The organism is Pseudomonas stagnisoli, assembly GCF_048595745.1.
GTDB classification, from domain to species: domain Bacteria; phylum Pseudomonadota; class Gammaproteobacteria; order Pseudomonadales; family Pseudomonadaceae; genus Aquipseudomonas; species Aquipseudomonas alcaligenes_A.
Window position 1 is genome coordinate 2149791 of the sequence record NZ_CP184361.1, and the last position, 20473, is coordinate 2170263.

The 20473-nt window shown below is 65.5% G+C and carries 22 protein-coding genes and 1 pseudogene; 11 read left to right on the plus strand and 12 right to left on the minus strand.

The genetic code is table 11. From position 1 onward, the window contains the following. Window positions 1-47 precede the first annotated feature (47 nt). Window positions 48-596 (minus strand): GTP cyclohydrolase I FolE, encoded by a 549-nt coding sequence (gene folE / locus ACOAPY_RS10330; RefSeq protein ID WP_021700179.1) that lies wholly within the window; start codon window positions 594-596, stop codon window positions 48-50. A 167-nt stretch (window positions 597-763) separates the two neighbouring features. Between folE and ACOAPY_RS10335 the strand changes: the two genes are divergently transcribed. Continuing rightward, complete coding sequence (locus tag ACOAPY_RS10335; protein WP_465156653.1) at window positions 764-1213, plus strand: hypothetical protein; 450 nt, start codon at window positions 764-766, stop codon at window positions 1211-1213. Continuing rightward, entirely contained in the window at window positions 1210-2775 is a 1566-nt protein-coding gene (locus tag ACOAPY_RS10340; protein WP_465156655.1) for an FAD-dependent oxidoreductase, read from the plus strand. The genes ACOAPY_RS10335 and ACOAPY_RS10340 overlap by 4 nt, the downstream gene beginning before the upstream one ends. Before the next feature lie 6 nt (window positions 2776-2781). On the opposite strand, the gene ACOAPY_RS10345 is transcribed toward ACOAPY_RS10340, so the two are convergent. From ACOAPY_RS10345 to ACOAPY_RS10355, 3 genes are read right to left on the minus strand one after another with little or no spacing between them, the layout of a single operon-like run. After that, window positions 2782-3342, minus strand: coding sequence for a Smr/MutS family protein (locus tag ACOAPY_RS10345; protein WP_076428988.1), 561 nt, complete (start codon window positions 3340-3342; stop codon window positions 2782-2784). Window positions 3343-3377: 35 nt separating this feature from the next. Beyond that, on the minus strand, window positions 3378-3707 hold the full coding sequence (locus ACOAPY_RS10350; RefSeq protein ID WP_374561719.1) for a hypothetical protein: 330 nt from the start codon (window positions 3705-3707) through the stop codon (window positions 3378-3380). Window positions 3708-3764: 57 nt separating this feature from the next. After that, window positions 3765-4358 carry a cysteine hydrolase family protein gene (locus ACOAPY_RS10355; protein ID WP_465156657.1) on the minus strand — a complete coding sequence of 198 codons (594 nt, stop codon included), beginning with the start codon at window positions 4356-4358 and terminating at the stop codon, window positions 3765-3767. 110 nt (window positions 4359-4468) lie between these two features. Here ACOAPY_RS10355 and prmB point away from each other — a divergent pair, with 110 nt between their 5' ends. After that, entirely contained in the window at window positions 4469-5383 is a 915-nt protein-coding gene (gene prmB / locus ACOAPY_RS10360; protein ID WP_465156658.1) for a 50S ribosomal protein L3 N(5)-glutamine methyltransferase, read from the plus strand. 174 nt (window positions 5384-5557) lie between these two features. On the opposite strand, the gene ACOAPY_RS10365 is transcribed toward prmB, so the two are convergent. Beyond that, on the minus strand, window positions 5558-6340 hold the full coding sequence (locus ACOAPY_RS10365) for a hypothetical protein (RefSeq protein WP_465156660.1): 783 nt from the start codon (window positions 6338-6340) through the stop codon (window positions 5558-5560). Window positions 6341-6496: 156 nt separating this feature from the next. Between ACOAPY_RS10365 and aroC the strand changes: the two genes are divergently transcribed. From aroC to mtnC, 5 genes are all read left to right on the plus strand, one after another. Further along, on the plus strand, window positions 6497-7588 hold the full coding sequence (gene aroC / locus ACOAPY_RS10370; protein WP_465156662.1) for a chorismate synthase: 1092 nt from the start codon (window positions 6497-6499) through the stop codon (window positions 7586-7588). After that, on the plus strand, window positions 7585-8739 hold the full coding sequence (locus tag ACOAPY_RS10375) for an MFS transporter (protein ID WP_465156664.1): 1155 nt from the start codon (window positions 7585-7587) through the stop codon (window positions 8737-8739). Before aroC ends, ACOAPY_RS10375 begins: the two co-directional genes overlap by 4 nt. Next, window positions 8736-9347: a methylthioribulose 1-phosphate dehydratase gene (locus tag ACOAPY_RS10380; protein WP_465156666.1), complete on the plus strand. Its 612-nt coding sequence runs from the start codon at window positions 8736-8738 to the stop codon at window positions 9345-9347. Before ACOAPY_RS10375 ends, ACOAPY_RS10380 begins: the two co-directional genes overlap by 4 nt. A gap of 10 nt (window positions 9348-9357) precedes the next feature. Next, entirely contained in the window at window positions 9358-9903 is a 546-nt protein-coding gene (locus ACOAPY_RS10385) for a 1,2-dihydroxy-3-keto-5-methylthiopentene dioxygenase (protein ID WP_465156668.1), read from the plus strand. 123 nt (window positions 9904-10026) lie between these two features. Then, on the plus strand, window positions 10027-10710 hold the full coding sequence (mtnC, locus tag ACOAPY_RS10390) for an acireductone synthase (RefSeq protein WP_465156670.1): 684 nt from the start codon (window positions 10027-10029) through the stop codon (window positions 10708-10710). Window positions 10711-10784: 74 nt separating this feature from the next. On the opposite strand, the gene ACOAPY_RS10395 is transcribed toward mtnC, so the two are convergent. The 5 genes and pseudogenes from ACOAPY_RS10395 to ACOAPY_RS10415 form a co-directional block, all read right to left on the minus strand. Continuing rightward, on the minus strand, window positions 10785-11930 hold the full coding sequence (locus ACOAPY_RS10395) for a catalase family protein (RefSeq protein WP_465156672.1): 1146 nt from the start codon (window positions 11928-11930) through the stop codon (window positions 10785-10787). Window positions 11931-11942: 12 nt separating this feature from the next. Continuing rightward, complete coding sequence (locus ACOAPY_RS10400) at window positions 11943-13823, minus strand: di-heme-cytochrome C peroxidase (RefSeq protein ID WP_465156674.1); 1881 nt, start codon at window positions 13821-13823, stop codon at window positions 11943-11945. A 99-nt stretch (window positions 13824-13922) separates the two neighbouring features. Continuing rightward, window positions 13923-14537 (minus strand): hypothetical protein, encoded by a 615-nt coding sequence (locus ACOAPY_RS10405; RefSeq protein WP_076583326.1) that lies wholly within the window; start codon window positions 14535-14537, stop codon window positions 13923-13925. 10 nt (window positions 14538-14547) lie between these two features. Then, window positions 14548-15282: a methyl-accepting chemotaxis protein gene (locus ACOAPY_RS10410; protein ID WP_465156770.1), complete on the minus strand. Its 735-nt coding sequence runs from the start codon at window positions 15280-15282 to the stop codon at window positions 14548-14550. 123 nt (window positions 15283-15405) lie between these two features. Continuing rightward, window positions 15406-16242: pseudogene (locus ACOAPY_RS10415) on the minus strand (cache domain-containing protein); the annotation flags it as partial. A 124-nt stretch (window positions 16243-16366) separates the two neighbouring features. Here ACOAPY_RS10415 and ACOAPY_RS10420 point away from each other — a divergent pair. Together ACOAPY_RS10420 and ACOAPY_RS10425 are read left to right on the plus strand one after the other, a co-directional pair. After that, window positions 16367-17200 (plus strand): undecaprenyl-diphosphate phosphatase, encoded by an 834-nt coding sequence (locus ACOAPY_RS10420; protein ID WP_076583319.1) that lies wholly within the window; start codon window positions 16367-16369, stop codon window positions 17198-17200. Between the two features lie 8 nt (window positions 17201-17208). Continuing rightward, complete coding sequence (locus ACOAPY_RS10425) at window positions 17209-17898, plus strand: DUF1294 domain-containing protein (protein ID WP_465153224.1); 690 nt, start codon at window positions 17209-17211, stop codon at window positions 17896-17898. On the opposite strand, the gene ACOAPY_RS10430 is transcribed toward ACOAPY_RS10425, so the two are convergent. Continuing rightward, on the minus strand, window positions 17895-18233 hold the full coding sequence (locus ACOAPY_RS10430) for an MmcQ/YjbR family DNA-binding protein (protein WP_465153225.1): 339 nt from the start codon (window positions 18231-18233) through the stop codon (window positions 17895-17897). The genes ACOAPY_RS10425 and ACOAPY_RS10430 overlap by 4 nt on opposite strands. A gap of 75 nt (window positions 18234-18308) precedes the next feature. On the opposite strand from ACOAPY_RS10430, the gene ACOAPY_RS10435 reads away from it, so the two are divergent. Next, on the plus strand, window positions 18309-18815 hold the full coding sequence (locus ACOAPY_RS10435) for a DUF1993 domain-containing protein (RefSeq protein ID WP_465153226.1): 507 nt from the start codon (window positions 18309-18311) through the stop codon (window positions 18813-18815). A 55-nt stretch (window positions 18816-18870) separates the two neighbouring features. Here the strand turns inward: ACOAPY_RS10435 and ACOAPY_RS10440 are convergent, their stop codons facing one another. Next, a complete protein-coding gene (locus ACOAPY_RS10440; protein ID WP_465153227.1) occupies window positions 18871-20457 on the minus strand; it encodes an ABC-F family ATPase in 1587 nt (528 codons plus the stop codon). Between the last annotated feature and the right edge of the window lie 16 nt (window positions 20458-20473).

Here is a 20473-nt window from a genome sequence, read left to right on the forward strand (position 1 = left end):
GCATGAAAAAGCCGGCGCGAAGCCGGCTTTTTCATGCTCGCTGCGTGTCAGTCGCGGATCAGGCTGAGGAACTCGCTGCGGGTGGCGGCGTTTTCGCGGAACTCGCCGAGCATCACCGAGGTGACCATGGAGGAATTCTGTTTCTCCACGCCGCGCATCATCATGCACATGTGCTGGGCCTCGATCACCACGGCGACGCCCAGGGCGCCGGTGACCTGCTGGACGGCCTCGGCGATCTGCCGGCTGAGGTTCTCCTGGATCTGCAGGCGGCGGGCGTACATGTCGACGATGCGCGCCACCTTGGACAGCCCCAGTACCTTGCCGCTGGGAATGTAGGCCACGTGGGCCTTACCGATGAACGGCAGCAGGTGATGCTCGCACAGCGAGTACAGCTCGATGTTCTTCACCAGCACCATCTCGCTGTTGTCGGAGCTGAACAGGGCGCCGTTGGTGACTTCCTCGAGGGTCTGCTGGTAGCCCTTGCACAGGTACTGCATGGCTTTGGCCGCACGCTTGGGGGTATCGAGCAGGCCTTCGCGGGAAACGTCTTCGCCGAGTTGACCGAGAATGGCGGTGTATTGCTGTTCCAGGGACATGGGAATTCCAATCGAAATTGCAGCCCGGCAGGGTAGACGGCGCGCGACGCGCTGGCAAGTGTGCAGCGCCTTGGCGTTTAACCCCGTGGACTTGGCAGATTTGCGGGCTGCCGAACAGGCGGCTGGCGATTAGTCTAGAGCAATAACTCTAATAATCGGGCGGCCGCATGATGCAGACTCTCCATTCGCTTTCCCTGAGCCAGCTGCTGGCCCGCTATCGTCAGCTGCCGGCGGCCGAGCACCTGATCGGGCGCTGGCGCGCCGAATTCATCGGCCCCTGGTGGCTGCGCGGCAGCGCCGGGCCAAGCATCGCGCTGAGCGGCATGCCGGGCTGGTACGGCAAGCGCTTCGTCGATGCGCAGGCGGCGGTCAACCTGCGCCGCCGTGGCGGGCAGCTGCTGGAGCTGCTGCCGATGCGCTACTGCACCCAGCCCTCCTGGCTCGACGGGCAACCCTGCGTGGCCCTGGATTACGGCCAGGCAACGCGCAGGCCCTGGCGCTGGGTGCGTGACGAGCTGCGCCAGCTCGACCCGCAGCACTGCCTGTGCCTGACCTTTGTCGACCTGCCGGGCCTGCGTCGGCTGGGCTTTCCTTTCCTGCTGGTGCGCGAGGCGTGAGCGGCGACTTCGATGTGCTGATCATCGGCTCCGGTTTCGGTGGCAGCGTCAGCGCCTTGCGCCTGGCCGAGAAAGGCTACCGGGTGGCCGTGCTGGAGCAGGGGCGTGAGCACAGCGCGGCCGATCTGCGGCGTGCCGGGCAGTCGATGCGGCACCTGCTGTGGGCGCCCGCGTTGGGGTTGCGCGGGCCGCTGGCGCAGAAGGTCTATCGCAATGTCGGGGTGGTCCACGGTGTCGGCGTCGGCGGTGGCAGCCTGGTCTATGCCGCCGTGTTGCTGGAGCCGCAGGCGGCGTTCTACCGCGATCCGGCCTGGGCGGCGCTGGACGACTGGCAAGCCAGCCTGGCGGCACACTATCAGCGCGCCCGGCAAATGCTCGGCGTGGCCGACAATCCCTACCCGGGGCAGCAGGACCACTGGCTGCAGCGCACGGCCACGGCACTCGGCGTGGCGCAGAGTTATGCGCCTGTGCCGCAGGGCATCTACTTCGGCCCGCCGCAAGCGCTGCCCGATCCGTATTTCGCCGGGCGCGGCCCTCAGCGCAGCGGCTGCAACCGCTGTGGCAGCTGCATCAGCGGCTGTCCGCAGGGGGCGAAGAACAGCCTGGATCTCAACTACCTGTACCTGGCCCGGCAGCTGGGCGTGCAGGTGTTCAGCGAAACCCGGGTCAGCCATATCAGCCGCCACGGCGCGGGCTATCGACTGCATCTGCGCGGCCGCACGCACGCGCTGCGCAGCCTCGACGCGCCCCAGGTGATCCTCGCGGCCGGCGTGCTCGGCAGCCTGGAGATTCTGTTCGCCAGCCGCGACCGCTACCGTACCTTGCCGCACTTGCCGGCAGCGCTGGGTGAGCATGTGCGCACCAACAGCGAGGCGATCGTGGCGATCCGTGGCCGGCCAGGCGTGGACATCAGCCAGGGCACCACCATCTCCAGCCACTTCCACGCGGATGCGCAGACCCACATCACGCAGAACCGTTTTCCGCGCAGCTACAACTTCATGCGCCTGTACATGGGGCCGCTGGTGGACGACACACGGCCGCTGAGGCGCGCGGCCAAGGTCGTGGGCGCGCTGCTGCGGCGTCCCTGGCACTGGCTTGGGCACTGGTTCACGGCCGTTTGGTACCGGCGCATCTCGGTGCTGACGGTGATGCAGCAGGCGGACAACCAGCTGGCCTTCGGTTACCGGCGCCGCGCGTGGCGTCTGGGGGCTTTTGCCCTGGAGTCACGTCTGTCGGTCGGCGCCGCCTCGCCCACCTACCTGCCACAGGCCAACCGGGCGGCGCGTGCCTTTGCCGAGGCCAGTGGCGGAGAGGCGCTGAATGTCCTGCCGGAAAGCCTGGGCAATCGCGCGGTGACGGCGCATCTGCTGGGCGGCGCGGTGATCGCCGGTTCGCCGGCGGAGGGTGTGGTGGATGCGCGGCACCAGGTGTTCGGCCACCCAGGGTTGTATGTGATCGACGGCAGCAGCATCCCGGCCAACGTCGGCGTCAACCCGAGCCTGACCATCGCCGCCCTGGCCGAGCGGGCGATCAGCCTGTGGCCGGCGCGGCAGGCGGACTGACGCGGCTCAGTCCTCGTCGCGGCCTTCCATCATGGTGCGCTTGAGCAGCACATAGACCGCGCCGGTGCCGCCGTGCTTGGCGAGGCAGGAGGTGAAGCCCAGCACCTGTGGGTGCTGGCGCAGCCAGGTGTTGACGTGGCTCTTGATCATTGGCCGCTTGCCGTCCATGCGCGCGGCCTTGCCGTGGGTCACGCGCACGCAGCGTACTTCCATGCGCGCCGCCTCGGCGAAGAATGCCCAGAGCGTCTCGCGGGCCTTCTCCACGGTCATGCCGTGCAGGTCAAGGCTGCCCTCGAACGCCACCTGGCCGGCCTTGAGCTTGCGCATCTGGCCGTCCTGCACGCCGTCGCGGGCCCAGTAGAGTTCGTCCTCGGCGCCGACGTCGATGACGAACTGGTCGGACAAGCCGTCCACCTTGACCGCGTCGGTCCTCACCGTCGCCGCCTGGCGCAGGGTGTTCAGACGCTGGCGGTCGGTCTTCGGCTTGCCGGTGTCGGCGCGGTCATGGCTGATCGGCCTGACCCCGCGCACGGCGGACTGGAACAGGGAAAAATCGTCGTCTTGCATGAATAGCCTCCACGGAAGAGGCCAGTTTACCGGCTTCAGTCGCGCTTTTTCAGCAGCTGTGGCGACAGGCTCAGCTCGTTGCCATGCTGCCTGCGCATGCGCCGGCGGCAACGGCGCCAGACGTTGATCCCGCCCCAGAGCAGGAACAGGCCGAACAGCAGCAGGGTGATGGCGGCGCCGACACTGTCGTTCAGTGGGCCGAGTGCCGGCGGGCGGCCGAGCAGGGTGGCCGCGCCGGCCATGATCAGCAGCACGCCAAAGGCGGCAGACAGCGCGGCGAGGGCGCCGAGAAAACGCCAGCGCCAGCAGCCAGGGCCGCGTGGGCGCAGGCGGCGTGCATCGAATCCGTCGTCGGACAGCTTCATTCCGATTTCCTCTTGGGTTATCGGCGCTATGACCGGCGACTGTCGCCGGGGTTCCGGTCAGAGCAGTGCGCGGGCCTGTGGTACGACCATCGCGTAGTTGTCGGCCAGGGCTGCCAGGGTCATGCGGTGCAGGTCGCGGGCCGGGATCAGTTCGTGCTGGTAGGGCAGGTCGCGGGTTGCGCAGGCGGCATCCACCAGGGTGCAGCGGTAACCATAGTCCTTGGCCGCGCGCACGGTGGTGCTGACACTGGAGTGGGTCATGAAACCGCAGATGATCAGGTCCAGATGGCCGAGCTGCTGCAGATGCTCATGCAGGTCGGTGCCGGCGAAGGCGTTGGGCAGGCGTTTTTCCACCACCGGTTCGCCACCGAGCGGCGCCAGGCCTTCGATGAAGCGTCCGCGCGGGCCCTGCGGGTCGAGCAGGCCGCCAGGGATGCCCAGGTGGCGCACATGCACGACAGGGGCGCCGAGGTTGCGGGCAGCATTGAGCAGGGTGGCGATCTCGCTGATCGCGGCTTCCACGTCCGGCAGTTGCAGGGTACCGCTGCGGTACTCCTCCTGAGCGTCGATGACCAGCAAGGTGGCCTTGCCCAGGGTGGCCGGTGCATAACCGCGTCCGAGCAGCTGGAACAGGGTTTTCGGTTCGGACATGGTTGGGCTCCTGTGACGGCGATGTGTCTATTCTGTGCTTCCCGGTGCGATCTGTGAACCTTTGCCGCGGTTCCGGCTAGAATCGCGCACCCTTTCCTGAGGTGATAGCCGTGTCTGCATCCCGCCTGCGCACCGTGCGCGACCATATCCGCTGGGCCGTCAGCCGTTTCCACGAGGCCGGCCTGTTCTTCGGTCATGGCACCGACAACGCCTGGGACGATGCCCGCCAGCTGGTGCTGGGCGCATTGCACCTGCCCTTCGAGATCGCCGACGGCTACCTGGATTGCCGTCTGGAGGAAGACGAGCAGCAGCACCTGCTGGAGCTGATCCGTCGTCGTGTCGAGGAGCGCGTGCCCACCGCCTACCTGCTCGGTGAGGCCTGGTTCTGCGGCCTGCCGTTCGTGGTCGACGAGCGCGTGCTGGTGCCGCGTTCGCCGATTGCCGAGCTGATCGGCCAGCAGTTCGAACCCTGGCTACCGGCGCTGCCGGCGCGCATCCTCGACCTCTGCACCGGCTCCGGCTGCATCGGTATCGCCTGCGCCTATGCCTTCCCCGAGGCCGAGGTGGTGCTGGGCGACCTGTCCTTCGAGGCCCTGGAAGTGGCCAACCAGAACATCGAGCGGCATGGTCTGGAGGAGCGCGTCTATACCGTGCAGGGCGACGGCTTCGATGGCTTGCCGGGACAGCGCTTCGACCTGATCGTATCCAACCCGCCCTACGTGGATGCCGAGGACTTCGCCGACATGCCGGCCGAGTACCACCACGAGCCGGAGCTGGGCCTGGCCTGCGGTGACGACGGCCTGGATCTGGTGCGGCGTATGCTGGCCGAGGCGGCCGACCACCTGACCGAGAAGGGCATCCTGATCGTCGAGGTGGGCAACAGCCAGGTGCATGTCGAGGCGCTGTACCCGGAAGTGGACTTCACCTGGCTGGAGTTCGAGCAGGGCGGTCACGGCGTGTTCCTGCTGGCGGCGGCGCAGTGCCGCGAGTACCAGAAGCTGTTCCGTTCGCGCGCCAAGGGCTGAGTTCGGGCGGGCACTGGTAGCCCGGATGCAGTCCGGGACCGAGCTGCCTGCTTCCCCCGGATTACATCCGGGCTAAGGGCCGAGCCGCGACAGCGCTTTCCACCTGAGTGCGTGTGGGGAGGGTTGGTGGAAAAGACCGAGGGTCGTTCCCCACCCTGCGACGGCCCAACTGATCTAGCGCGTGGCGATCCAGATCAGCAGGCCGGCCTGGAACAAGGTCAGTGCCACCAGGCAGGCGATGGTGAAGCGCAGCCCGCTGTCCTCGCGTTTGAGCATTTCGACACGATGCTCCAGTTTGCCGATCTTCACCTGTTGCTCGTGCAGGTTCTGGTCGGCCTGTTGCAGCATCGCGCCGCAGTCGAGCAGGTCGATCATCTGCACCTTTTCCCTGTTCCATTCCGGGTTTAGCACGCTGACCCGGCTGGCACTGTAGCTGGCCTTGAGCTGAGCCAGGTCCTGGTAGACCACCTCGAAACCCTGGATACGCAGGACATGGTCTCGCAGCAGGCGTGCGTCCTCGCTGAGTACATCCTTGACTGCCAGCGCCCCGCCTTCGACCGTGTAGCTGCCCCAGCGCTGGCGTGCCCAGGCGATGCCCTGGGCCAGCAGGAAGCGGCCGAGGCCGCGGTTGACCGGATCGATGGCCAGCCCCTTGTCGGCACCAAAGCGCACCTCGCGGATGCGGTGGTCGGCCCATACCTCCAGCAGGTTCTGTTCACGCCTTAGGCGCTGCCCCGGTACCTCTACGGCGAGTCGCAGCAGGCTTTGCTCGTCGCTGTGGCGTTCGGCGCGACCCAAGCGCACGAAGCGCAGCGGGCGCAGCCCGGTAGCGCGGTCGGTGGGCAGGGGAGCCAGGCGCAGCAACTGGAAGTGCTCCGCCTCCAGGCTTTCCCAGGGGTGGGGCGGCGGAGCCTGCTCGGTCTGTTCTTCGGGTTGTTGGGCGTCGGTATCGCTCATCGCGGCGTCCTTGGGCATGCGTACAGGCATTATCGGCAAGTTTCGCCGCCACTGCAGGCTGGTCAACGGCCATTTGCCCGCTGCAGGTGAACTGGGCGTGCGCCGGCGGTATACTCGCCGACCTTTGTTCGAGGCAGATTTCGCGGAGCGCCCTGCATGTCCGGCAACACCTACGGCAAGCTGTTCACCGTCACCACCGCTGGCGAAAGCCACGGCCCGGCCCTGGTCGCCATCGTCGACGGTTGCCCGCCGGGCATCGAGCTGTCCCTGGAAGACATGCAGCGCGACCTCGACCGCCGCAAGCCGGGCACCAGCCGCCATACCACCCAGCGCCAGGAAGACGACGTTGTCGAAATCCTCTCCGGGGTGTTCGAGGGCAAGACCACCGGCTGCTCCATCGGCCTGCTGATCCGCAATACCGATCAGAAGTCCAAGGACTACTCGGCGATCAAGCACCTGTTCCGCCCGGCCCACGCCGACTACACCTACCACCACAAGTACGGCATCCGCGACTACCGCGGCGGTGGCCGCAGCTCGGCGCGCGAAACCGCCATGCGCGTGGCCGCCGGCGCCATCGCCAAGAAGGTGCTGGCTGGCCTGGGCATCCAGGTGCGCGGCTACATGAGCCAGCTCGGCCCGATCGAGATCCCGTTCAAGACCTGGGACTGCGTCGAGCAGAACGCCTTCTTCAGCCCCGACCCGGACAAGGTGCCGGAGCTCGAGGCCTACATGGACCAGCTGCGCCGTGACCAGGATTCGGTGGGCGCCAAGATCACCGTGGTCGCCGAGGGCGTGATGCCGGGCCTGGGCGAGCCGATCTTCGACCGCCTGGACGCGGATCTGGCCCACGCGCTGATGAGCATCAACGCGGTCAAGGGCGTGGAAATCGGCGCCGGCTTTGCCTGCGTGGCCCAGCGTGGCACCGAGCACCGCGACGAGCTGACCCCCGAGGGCTTCCTGTCGAACAACGCCGGCGGTATCCTCGGCGGCATCTCCAGCGGCCAGCCGATCATCGCCCACCTGGCGCTCAAACCGACCTCCAGCATCACCACCCCGGGCCGCTCGATCGACGTCGACGGCAACCCGGTGGACGTGATCACCAAGGGCCGTCACGACCCTTGCGTCGGCATCCGCGCCACGCCCATCGCCGAGGCGATGATGGCCATCGTGCTGCTCGACCACCTGCTGCGCCACCGCGCGCAGAACGCCGACGTGCGGGTCAACACCCCGGTGCTCGGCCAGCTGTGACCGCCCAGCCGCTGCCGTACTGGCGGCTGTCCGCGTTCTACTTCTTCTACTTCGCCATGCTGGGCGCCACCGCGCCCTTCCTGCCGCTGTACTTCCAGCACCTGGGCTTCGCCCCGGCGCGCATCGGCGAGCTGGTGGCCATTCCCATGCTGATGCGCTGCCTGGCACCCAACCTGTGGGGCTGGCTGGGCGACCGCAGCGGCCAGCGCCTGCGCATCGTGCGTTTCGGTGCGCTGTGCACGCTGCTCAGCTTCGCCCTGATCTTCGTCGACCAGGGCTACGCCTGGCTGGCTCTGGTGATGGCGCTGCACGCCTTCTTCTGGCACGCCGTGCTGCCGCAGTTCGAGGTGATCACCCTGGCCCACTTGCGCGAGCAGAGCGCGCGCTATTCGCAGGTCCGTCTGTGGGGTTCGATCGGCTTCATCGTCGCGGTGATAGGCCTGGGCGAGCTGTTCGAGCGCTTCAGCCCCGCGCTGTTCCCGGCGATGGTGGTGATGATCCTCGCCGGCATCCTGCTCGGCAGCCTGTGGGTGCCCAACGCGGTGCCGCAGGCGCGGGCCGGGCAGGGCGGCGAGGGCGGTTTCCTGGCCCAGCTGCTGCGCCCGGGCGTACCGGCGTTCTTCCTCTGCGTGGCGCTGATGCAGCTGTCACACGGCCCGTACTACACCTTCCTGACCCTGCACCTGGAGCGGCTCGGCTACGAGCGAGGCTTTATCGGCCAGATGTGGGCGCTGGGCGTGGTGGCGGAGATCGTGCTGTTCCTGTTCATGGCGCGCATCCTCACGCGCTTCTCGGTGCGCTGGGTGCTGGCGGCCAGTTTCCTGCTGGCGGCGCTGCGCTGGCTGCTGCTGGGCAATCTGGCCGACCACCTGGGTGTGCTGCTGTTCGCTCAGCTGCTGCATGCCGCCACCTTCGGCAGCTTCCACGCGGCGGCCATCCATTTCGTCCAGCGCAGCTTCGGGCCCAACCAGCAGGGCCAGGGCCAGGCGCTGTACGCGGCGCTGGCCGGCACCGGTGGCGCCCTCGGCGCACTGTATGCCGGCTACAGCTGGGAGAGTCTGGGCGCGGCCTGGACCTTCGCCATCGCCAGCTTGGTCGCCCTGGCCGCGGCATTTATCATTGCCATCCGTTTGCACGAGGAGCGGGCATGAACCGTGAACAACTGACCCGGCAGATCATCGAGGCCGGGCAATTCCTGTATGGCCGTGGCTGGTCGCCGGCCACCAGCAGCAACTATTCCGCGCGCCTGAGCACCGACCAGGCGCTGCTCACCGTCTCCGGCAAACACAAGGGCCAGCTGGGCGGGGACGACGTGCTGGCCACCGACCTCGACGGCAACAGCCTGGAACCGGGCAAGAAACCCTCGGCCGAGACGCTCCTGCACACACAGCTGTACCGCTGGCAGCCTGCGATCGGCGCCGTGCTGCACACCCACTCGGTGAATGCCACCGTGCTGTCGCGCCTGACCCTGGCCGACTCGCTGGTATTTGCCGACTACGAGCTGCAGAAGGCCTTCGCCGGCGTTTCCACCCACGAGTGCCAGGTCCTGGTGCCGATCTTTGATAACGATCAGGACATCGCCCGCCTGGCGGCCAAGGTGCAGCCCTGGCTGGATGAACACCCGGATTGCGTCGGCTACCTGATCCGTGGTCACGGTCTGTACACCTGGGGCGCGACCATGGCCGACTGCCTGCGCCAGGTCGAGGCTTTCGAATTCCTGTTCGAGTGCGAACTGAAAGTACGCGCGCTGCAGCGCTAGAGGAGATGTCATGAGCAGCCTGACCGTCTACCACCAGTCCAACCCGGATGTGCCGAACAAGGTGCTGACCCACCTTGAGGACATCGCCGCCACCCTGGCCGAGGTCGGCGTGCGCTTCGAACGCTGGCAGGCCAGTGTGCCGATCCAGCCGGGCGCTGCGCAGGACGAGGTGATTGCCGCCTACCGCCCGCAGATCGACAAGCTGATGGCCGAGCAGGGCTATGTCACCGTCGACGTGGTCAGCCTGAACAAGGACCACCCGCAGAAGGACGAGCTGCGCGCCAAGTTCCTCGACGAGCACCGTCACGGCGAGGATGAGGTGCGCTTCTTCGTCGCCGGCCGCGGCCTGTTCAGCCTGCATATCGACGAGTACGTGTATGCGGTGCTGTGCGAGAAGAACGACCTGATCTCGGTGCCGGCCGGCACCCGCCACTGGTTCGACATGGGCGAGTTCCCGCACTTCGTCGCCATTCGCCTGTTTAACAACCCGGAAGGCTGGGTGGCCAACTTCACCGGCGACGATATCGCCAGTCGTTTCCCGCGTCTGGAAGACTGAAGCTCTTCACCCCTCTCCCGCTTGCGGGAGAGGGGCCGGGGGAGAGGGCTATTTTCCTCACCCTCTCCCCGGCCCTCTCCCATGAATGGGAGAGGGGGCGCCGCCCACATCCCAGGAGTCTCCATGCCCATCAAAGCCATCCTCACCGACATCGAAGGCACCACCAGCGCGGTGAGCTTCGTCTTCGACGTGCTGTTCCCCTATGCCGCCCGGCACCTGCCGCAGTTCATCCTCGATCACGCCGAGGAGCCGGTCGTTGCGGCGCAACTGGACGCCGTGCGGGCCGAGAGCGGCGAGGGCGGGGCGGACCTGATCCGGGTCATCGAGATTCTCCTGCAGTGGCTCGCCGAGGATCGCAAGGCCACGCCGCTCAAGGCGCTGCAGGGCATGGTCTGGCAGCAGGGCTACGCCAGCGGCCAGCTCAAGGGCCATGTCTACCCGGACGCGGTGGAAGCGCTCAAACGCTGGCACCAGGCCGGCTATGCGCTGTATGTCTATTCATCCGGCTCGGTGCAGGCACAGAAGCTGATCTTCGGCTGCTCCGAGGCTGGGGACCTGAGCGGGCTGTTCAGCGGCTTTTTCGACACCACCAGCGGCCCCAAGCGCGAAGTCGAGTCGTACCGCACGATCGCTGCAGCCATCGGCCTGCCGGCCGAGGAAATCCTGTTCCTCTCCGACATCGTCCAGGAGCTGGACGCCGCCCAGCAGGCCGGCCTGCAGACGATCGGCCTGGCCCGCGAGGGCGGTCGCCTGGCTGGGCATGACACGGTGGCCAGCTTCGCGGTCATCGATCTGGATCGCCTGTAGCCCGGCTTTCCCGGATTTCATCCGAGCTATACGAGCATTAAACAACAAGGCCGCCCTGAGGCGGCCTTGGCGTTTCAGTGCGCCTGCGGCGCGGCGTTGCGCTGGTGGCGGTAGACACTGACGGCCTCGTACACCGCCTTGCGCAGGCGGTTGATGCCGCCGATCGGGCGATGCTCGGGCAACGCGTGCCAGGGGTTGAAGGAGAGGTTGTCGCAGGCCAGGTTCTGCTCGCGGGAGTCGAAGTCCTGCGGCTCCACGCGCACCGTCGCCACGGTCTCGAATGGCGAGATGTCCTCGCTCCACTGCACGCTGGTGTCCTCGATGGGCATGTAGTAATCGGCGTTCTGCCGCTGTACCTGCAGGGCGAAGCAGGCTGGCACCCGGTCCAGCGACAGCTGCTGATACAGGGCGTTGCGCAGGAAGTTGGGCAGCGCGGTGTTCTGTTCCGGCAGTTCGTAGGGCGGGCAGCTCTGTGGGTCCGGAATCACGCGATACTTGATGTTGTGCGGTCCGAGCTTGAATGGGGCAATGGAGTTGTAAGTGGCCGTGACCGGGCTCTCCGGTGCAGGTGCCAGGGTCTTCAGCGCAATGATCAGGTGGCGAACCTCCCAGGTACGCGGGTCCCAGCTGGGGAAGAATGCCAGGATCTTGCTGCCGTCGGCCTGCGCTGCGAAGTTCTGCTTGTACTCGGCAACGTCACGGACGAAGAACACCGGGTGGTTGAACATCACGAAGTCCTGGTTGCCGGCCGTGGCCTTGCTGCTCAGCAGCTTGTCACCGGGCACGTCGAGCAGCTTGATGGCCATGCCGCGAGCATCGCGGGCACTGTCGAACTGCGGGTAGGCGTTGCCATTGGATAGGCGCATCCAGGCCTGCCAGGTCTTGCCCGGCTCGGCCAGTACGCCATGGCGCAGTTCCGGGGCCAGGTTCTGCAGCACGGTCATCTGCGCTTTCACGCAGCCGTGGGCCTTGGCGTGGGCATCGCGCAGCACGCGGGTGTTGTCGCGGTGCTGCTCGACGATACGAATGGCATCCTCGATGATGCCCTGGGTCAGCGCCGCCTCATCGGCCGGGATTTCCTCCTCGGTGGACACCGGGCCGGAGAATTTCCAGGCGTAGTAGGCGCTGCCAACAGCCCAGCCGAGGCCACCGACGATCAGGAGCACAAGCAGCAGCTTGCCAAGCAGGCGGCCAAGCCAGAGCCAGATACGTTTGAGCATGGCAACTATTCCTTAGTTGTTGTTCTGGCAGCTGGGGCCGGGGGTCCAGGCGCGGCTCTCGGCGGGTTGCAGCTGGCTCTCCAGCCTCTCGTCGCCCATCACCTTGAGGTACTCGATCAGCGCATAGCGTTCCTCGGGTTCCAGATAGCGCCCGATTACGCCTTCGTTTCGGCATCCGTCACGGAACTCGTGGCCGCGGTTACCGTTGCCGGTGATGCGGGTGTCGAACAGGAAACCGCCTTCGAATTTTTCGGTGAGGAAACCGGCGCGCTTGGGGTCGTACTCGAAGTTGCCGACCCAGAACTGGCTATCGCGCTCGACCACCGGCGACAGCAGCTGGAACAGGTTGGGCACCGAGCCGTTGTGCAGGAACGGCGGTGTGGCCCAGATGCCATGCAGCGGACGCGCCTTGTAGCCGCGTTTCTCCTGTACGCCGATGGCCAGGCCGTAGCCGTCCATGCGCCAGCGTTCGCGCGGCTGGATGCCGGCGTCACGGTAGGCGCGGTCTTCCACATAGGCGGTCACGTAGGCCAGGCCCTTGGCGCTGGAAATGCTGGCGAAGTCGACTTCCTCAAGGCTTGAACCGAACAGCTTGACGTCCAGCTTGGCCAGCTCGTCCTTCTGCCAGCCCAGCTTGCGGATATCGAAGCGGTGGTCGGCGATGTTGTCGGCGGTGGTCGGGTCGGTGCCGATGATGCGAGTCGGCACGATGCGCAGGTGCCATTCCGGGTCGCGTGCCGGGGCCAGGCGCTTGTCGCGCGGCACCGGGTCGGGGGCGTGGCAGTAGGCGCAGTTCTCGGCGAACAGGGCACGGCCCTGGCTGGCCAGCTTGAGGTCGACCTTGCCCAGCACCTGTTCCGGCCAGGTCGGCGGCTTGAGCTGCTTGAGCGTTTCTTCCAGGGTGTACAGGTCGCGCAGGCGCACGCTGGACGGATAGCGCTCGTCGTGCGTCATTGGCTCGCCGTTTTCGTCGAACAGGTGCAGCGTGGCGCCGACTCCCAGTGCCTCACCGATGTTGCGTGCCATGGGCTGCATGGCCGAGCCGTTCCATTGCACCCAGTCGAACTTCCAGATATCCCACACCTGCGGGTAGCTGACTGGGGCGTTGGCCACCCGGTAGTTGCTCTCGTCGATGGCGTCGCCGAAGACGCTGTTGGCGATGCGGCCGAAGGCGTCGGTGCGGCCGAAACCTTCCTCGGTGGGGTAGAGGCCACGGTGCCAGTCGTTCATGGCGGTATCCAGCAGGCGGTCGAGTACGGCCTTGAAGTCCTGGCGCAGCTGCTGCTTGCCACTGTCGTAATTGTCACCCAGCACTTCGCGGGCGAAGCGGTTGAACTTCACCGGGTTGTAGTAGGTGAAGGCCATGCTCATGCCCAGCGCCTGGCCGAAGCCACCCCCCTTGAGCGTGGGCACGGTGGAGGCCAGCGAATGCAGGGCGGCGCCACCATCGATGCGGATGGCCTGGCCCTGGTAGCGCAGCTCGCCGGTGTGGCAGGCGGCGCAGCTGATGTCGAGGTACTGGGCGCCGGTCTCGTCGTCGGCATGGCGGGCGAAGCCGACCGGCAGGTTGCCGGGGTTGAGCGCGCTGGGCCGCTGCTGCGGGTCGGTGAGGAAGCCAAAGCGCGCCAGGTAGTCAGGGCGGGCGAACTTGTCCTTGCTGAAGGGCAGTTCGAGCGCGGTGAACCACTCATACCGCAGACCCTTAACCGTGGTGCCCTGCGGCGTGTAGTAGTAGGTCTGGCGTGCCTGCTCGCTCCACTGGCCGAGGTAATGCACCTGCTGCGGCTTGTCGAACACCGGCAGGTTGGGGTTGGCGATGTAGTAGAGGACGACCGCGAGGGCGGCGAGGACCAGCAACAGGATCAACAGGAGTGCGCGGCGCAGGACTCGCATGACATCAACATCCGTGTGGCGATTTTGTTATGGGGTACGTTATGCCAATCCATAAGGGCGATGGCAAGCGGCCATAACAAATCTATCGCTTTAAACGGGTCAGCAGCCCAGGCTGTCGGCTTGTCGGTAGAGTGTCAGCAGCTTGCGCGTGATGGTCTGCTGGATGTCATCGCGCTCGAAGGACGACAGCAGTCCCAGGCGCTGCACCTGCAGGCGGTGCAGGTGGATGTAGGGCATGCTCTGATCGAACTCGCGCAGGTCGCCTTTCATCAGGATAGGCAGGAAGACGTCGCCGATCTTCTTCTGGTTGCTGATGATCTGTGCCAGGGCCGGTTTGAATGGCATGGTCTTGGGCGCAGGTCCGCCGTCACGGATCTGCGTGGTCAGCATCAGCCCGGGCTTGCCCAGCACGACGCCAGGCAGCACGCAGAGGCCGGTCTTGCGCACCGCCACGGGGTCGATGCCGTGCAGGGTGTCGTGGAAGGCGTAAGGGTTCGGCAGCACCACCATCTTGCGTCCGTAGTCGGCGGGGAAGTGCAGGTCGTAGTTGGTATACAGCTGGCGGGTGGACTCCGAGTAAACGCACAGGCGGTTCTCGAACAGCTTGATGAAGCGTTCGGCCAGTTCGCGGCGAGCAATGCTGTCCAGGTCCCAGATCAGGTCCTGGTTCTGCTGCTGGCCGAAACTGACTTCCTGATGCTCCATGCTGCTCATCTACACCTCTTTACACGCGGAATTGCCCCAACAGGCGGTTCAGTTGCCCGGCCAGTTGCCCCAGATGACGGCTGGCCTCGCTGGACTGGTCGGCTGCCAGCGCGTTCTCGTGCGCCAGCGTGGCCGCCTGGGTGACATTCTGATTGATATCGTCCACGACATGCGACTGTTGCAGCGTGGCACTGGCGATGGAGGCATTCAAGCTGGTCAGGTTGCGCAGGGAGGCGGCGATCTGACTGAGGCTCTCGCCAGCCTTGCGCGCCTGCTCCACGGTCAGCTGCGAAGCTTGGCTGCTGGCGTTGATCACCTTGACCGCGGCCTCCGAATTGCCCTGCAGGCGTTCGATCATGCCCTGGATCTCCGACGTGGACTGCTGGGTCCGCTGCGCCAGCATGCGCACCTCGTCGGCCACCACGGCGAAGCCGCGGCCCTGTTCACCGGCCCGCGCGGCTTCGATGGCGGCGTTCAGCGCGAGCAGGTTGGTCTGCTCGGCGATGGAGCGGATCACTTCCAGTACGCTGCCGATCTGCGTGCTCTCCTGAGCCAGCGTCTGCATGACCTTCACGGCCTCATCGATGGTCGCCGACAGCTGGTCGATCTGCCGGATGCTGCTGTCGATGTTCTGCTGCCCCTGCAGGGCCTGCTGCTCGGCTCCGCTTACCTCGCTGGCGGCATGCTCGGCATTCTTCGCCACATCCTGCACGGCGTAGGACACCTCGTTGATCGCGGTGGCGACCAGCTCCATCTGCTGGGATTGCTGCTGGCTATGCTGCTGCGCATTGCTGGCAATCTCGCCGAGTGACTGCGAGGCCTGGTCGAGCTCGCCAGCTGCCTGCAGCGACTGGCCGACCACGCTACGCAACTTGCCGGTAAAGGCATTGAAGTGCCCGCCCAGCGCGGTCAGTTCGTCGCGGCCATGGTTGTCCAGGCTTCGCGTCAAATCGGCTTCGCCGCTTGCGATGTTGGCCATGGCGCTGACGGCTTCGTCCAGCGGACGGGCGATGCTGCGCGCGATCAGGATGACCAGCGCGGCCAGCAGCAGGGCGATGACGAGCAGGATGGAAAAGGCGCGCAGGGCCTGGTCACGAAACTCCGCCTGCACATCGTCCACGTAAATGCCGGAACCCAGTATCCAGCCCCAGGGCTGGAACAGTTCGACGTAGGAAATCTTCGGCACGGGCTCTTCGGAGCCGGGTTTTGGCCAGCGGTAGTCGACTTGACCCGATCCCTGCTGCCTGGCAATGGCGACCATCTCGTTGAACAGGAACTTGCCATCCGGGTCTTTCAGGCCCGACAGGTTCTGGCCTTCGAGCTTGGGGTTGGTCGGGTGCATGACCATGGTCGGGGTCATGTCGTTGATCCAGAAGTAGTCGTCCTCGTCGTAGCGCAGGCTGCGGATCAGTTCCATCGCCTGTTTCTGTGCATCCGTGCGGCTCAGTCCGGCGTTTTCCAGGCTGTGGAAGTGCTTGATCACGCCCAGAGCGGTCTCCACCACATGGTGCGTCTTCAGCGCCTTGGCCTCATACAGGTCGTGGTGGATCTGCTTCAGCATCAGCCCGGTCAGTGCCAGGAGCATCAGAAACGATGACAGCAGGATCAGCCACAGGCGACGGCTGATGGGAAGATTGCGCAGGCCATTCATGGACGACTCCCGTTTGTATTCCAGATAGACGCTAGCTAATAGCCAGTCTAGAAGCTTTGCCATTAGTCATTGGCAAGGCAGCGTCACGGCGGCCCATCTGGTAGCATGCCGGCCGTTTTCCGCCTGTCAGTCAGGCTCCCATTTTGTTATCGGCCGTTCTGCGGAAAAGGCCAGACCGAGGTATTGCATGGATTTGTGGACCGCCCTGCAGGCAGTGATTCTGGGTGTGGTAGAGGGCCTCACCGAGTTTTTGCCGATCTCCAGTACCGGGCACCAGATCGTGGTGGCCGACCTGCTTGGCTTCGGTGGCGAGCGGGCGATGGCCTTCAATATCATCATCCAGCTTGGCGCCATCCTGGCGGTGATGTGGGAATACCGGCGCAAGATCCTCATCACGGTGTTCAATGTGCCGCGCCAGCGCGAAGCGCAGCGCTTCACCGCCAACCTGCTGATCGCCTTCCTGCCGGCGGTGGTCATCGGTGTGGCCTTCGCCGACCTGATTCACGACTACCTGTTCAACGCCATCACCGTGGCTGCGGCCCTGATCATCGGCGGACTGGTGATGCTGTGGGCCGAACGTCGCCAGCACGAGGTGACGGTCGAGGAGGTGGACGACATGACCTGGAAGGAAGCGCTGAAGATCGGCTTCGCCCAGTGCCTGGCCATGATCCCCGGTACGTCGCGTTCGGCCTCCACCATCATCGGTGGCCTGCTGTTTGGCCTGTCGCGCCGCGCCGCCACCGAGTTCTCGTTCTTCCTGGCCATGCCGACCATGGTCGGTGCCGCCGTGTACTCCGGCTACAAGTACCGTGAGCTGTTCCAGCCGGGGGACTTGCCGGTGTTCGCCCTGGGTTTCGTGGTGTCCTTTATCTTCGCCATGATCGCCGTGCGCGCGCTGCTCAAGTTCATCGCCAACCACAGCTATGCCGTCTTCGCCTGGTATCGCATTGGCTTCGGTCTGCTGATCCTGGCCACCTGGCAGTTTGGTCTGATTGACTGGAGCAGTGCCCAGGCGCACTGAGAAAGCCCATGGAACGACGCGGTGCGTTAAAGAGCTGGAACGACGCCAAGGGATTCGGCTTCATCCAGCCTGAGGACGGCGGCGAGCCACTGTTCGTGCATATTTCGGCGATGCGCGGTAACAGCCGGCCGCAGGTGGGCGACAGCGTGCTCTACGTTGCCGGCCGCGATGCCCAGGGGCGTCCGCGGGCCCAGCACATGCGCCACGCCGGGCTCAGTCTCGATCGCCCGGCGATACGCCGCAAACCGTCCGCGCCCCGGCCACCAACTGCCCGCAACAAGCCGAGATCCCCCAGACGTTCCGATGCCACGGGTATCCGCGATCTACCGCTCAAGTTGTTGATTCTGGCCGGCCTGTGCCTGCTGCCGATCTGGGGTAGCCTGGCGCTGCTTGGCCACGGCGTATGGTGGGTGGCGCTGGCGTATCCGCTGGTCAGCCTGTTCAGCTTCTGCCAGTACTGGCTGGACAAGCAGCACGCGCAGAAGGGTCGCTGGCGCACGCCGGAAAACAGCCTGCACATCGCTGAACTGGCCGGAGGCTGGCCTGGTGCGCTGCTGGCACAGCAGGTGTTCCGCCACAAAACGCGCAAGGCCTCCTTCCAGCTGGTGTGCTGGGCCATCGTCGCGCTGCATCAGGGCTTCTGGCTGGACCACCTGCTGCTCGGCGGCCGCTACCTGGGCCACCTGTTGCCGCTCTAGTCGAGCAGCAAACCCACCTGACGAATCTTCGGCAGCCTGCGCACCACCAGCTGGTGGGCGCGGGTGAGCAACTCCTGCAACTCGGCGTCGCCCAGCGGGAAGGGCTCTCCCATGCTCACCCAGTGGGCGCGTGCCAGGTAGGGCGCTGGACGTATGCCCGGGCGATCGACCATGCCGAGGAACAGTTCCGGCGCCACCTTGAACGCCAGCCCCTCGCTGAGCAGGGCGAACATCTTGTTGCCGGCCACCGAGAACACCCGCACGCCGCCCCATTTGTAATCCTCGCGCGCCCCCGGCAACTGCAGGCAGAAGTCGGCAACCTGTTGTGGTGTCATCGTGGTTTTCCTCCCTGTCGCGGTTGCGGCTAACCTAGCAGAGTCCTGCCCCCTTCACTGCCAAGGAGTCACCCCATGTCGCTGTCTCTGTACCAGGCTTCCGTTCCCGTGTTCGTGCGCATGTTCGGCAACCTGTCGGCCATTCTCGACAAGGCCGCTGCCTATGCGGAAGCCAGGAAGATCGATCCTGCCGTGTTGCTCAACGCCCGCCTGGCGCCGGACATGCACCCGCTGACCCGGCAGATCCAGATCGCCAGCGACGCGGCCAAGGGCTGTGCGGCGCGCCTGGCCGGGGTCGAGGTGCCGAGTTTCGCCGACAGCGAAAGCACCTTCGCCGAGCTGCAGGCACGCATCGCCAAGACCCTGGCGTTCATCAACGGCCTGACGCCGGCGCAGATCGACAGCGGGGAAGGGCGCGAAGTGGTGCTCAAGGTTCCCGGCGCCGAGCTGAAGTTCAAGGGTGAGGACTACCTGCTGCATTTCGTGCTGCCCAACTTCTATTTCCATATCACCACCGCCTACGCCATCCTGCGGCACAACGGTCTGGACATCGGCAAGATGGATTACCTCGGCCGCGTCTGAGTCCGCACATGAAAAAGCCCCGCATTGGCGGGGCTTTTTCGTTGCAGGGCAGGCGTCAGACGATGATGCCCTGGCTACGCAGGTAGTCGTCGTAGTTGCCGCTGAAGTCAGTCACGCCGTTGTCGCTCAGCTCGATGATGCGGGTGGCCAGGGAGCTGACGAACTCGCGGTCGTGGCTGACGAAGATCAACGTGCCCGGATAGTTTTCCAGGGCCAGGTTGAGCGCCTCAATGGACTCCATGTCCAGGTGGTTGGTCGGTTCGTCCATTACCAGCACGTTGGGCTTCTGGCAGGCCAGCTTGCCGAACAGCATGCGGCCCTGCTCGCCACCGGAGAGGACCTTGACCGACTTCTGGATCTCGTCGGAGGAGAACAGCATGCGGCCCAGGGCGGCGCGGATGTTCTGCTCGCCGGTGGTCCACTGGCCCATCCACTCGAACAGGGTGTCGTCGGCCTCGAAGTCGTGGGCGTGGTCCTGGGCGTAGTAGCCGACTTCGGCGCTGTCGGTCCACTTCACGCTACCGGCATCCGGTTGCAGCTCGCCGACCAGGGTCCGCAGCAGGGTGGTCTTGCCAATGCCGTTGGGGCCGATGATGGCTACGCGCTCGCCGGCTTCGACCTGGAAGCTGAAGTTCTTGAACAGCACCTTATCGTCGAAGGCCTTGGACAGCTTCTCGATGGTCACGGCCTGGCGGTGCAGCTTCTTGTTCTGGTCGAAGCGGATGAACGGGCTGACGCGGCTGGACGGCTTGACCTCTTCCAGCTGGATCTTGTCGATCTGCTTGGCGCGCGAAGTGGCCTGCTTGGCCTTGGAAGCGTTGGCCGAGAAGCGGCTGACGAAGGTCTGCAGTTCGGCGATCTGTGCCTTCTTCTTGGCGTTGTCGGCCAGCAGGCGCTCGCGGGCCTGGGTCGAGGCGGTCATGTACTCGTCGTAGTTGCCCGGGAACAGGCGCAGCTCGCCGTAGTCCAGGTCCGCCATGTGGGTACAGACCGAGTTGAGGAAGTGACGGTCGTGGGAAATGATGATCATGGTGCTGTTACGCGCCGTGAGGATACTTTCCAGCCAGCGGATGGTGTTGATGTCCAGGTGGTTGGTCGGTTCGTCCAGCAGCAGCACTTCCGGATCGGAGAACAGCGCCTGGGCCAGCAGCACGCGCAGTTTCCAGCCCGGCGCCACTTCGCTCATCGGGCCGAAGTGCTGTTCCAGCGGAATGCCAAGGCCCAGCAGTAGCTCGCCGGCACGTGACTCGGCGGTGTAGCCGTCCATCTCGGCGAACTCGCCTTCCAGCTCGCCGACCTTCATGCCGTCCTCTTCGCTCATTTCCGGCAGCGAATAGATGCGGTCACGTTCGGCCTTGACCTTCCACAGCTCCTCGTGGCCCATGATCACCGTGTCGATCACGGTGAATTCCTCGTAGGCGAACTGGTCCTGGCGCAGCTTACCCAGGCGTACATTCGGCTCGAGCATCACCTGGCCGGCCGATGGCTCCAGATCGCCACCGAGGATCTTCATGAAGGTCGACTTGCCGCAGCCGTTGGCGCCGATCAGACCGTAGCGGTTGCCGCTGCCGAACTTGACGGAAACGTTCTCGAACAGCGGCTTGGCGCCGAACTGCATGGTGATGTTGGCGGTGGAGATCAAAGGGCTTACCTATCAA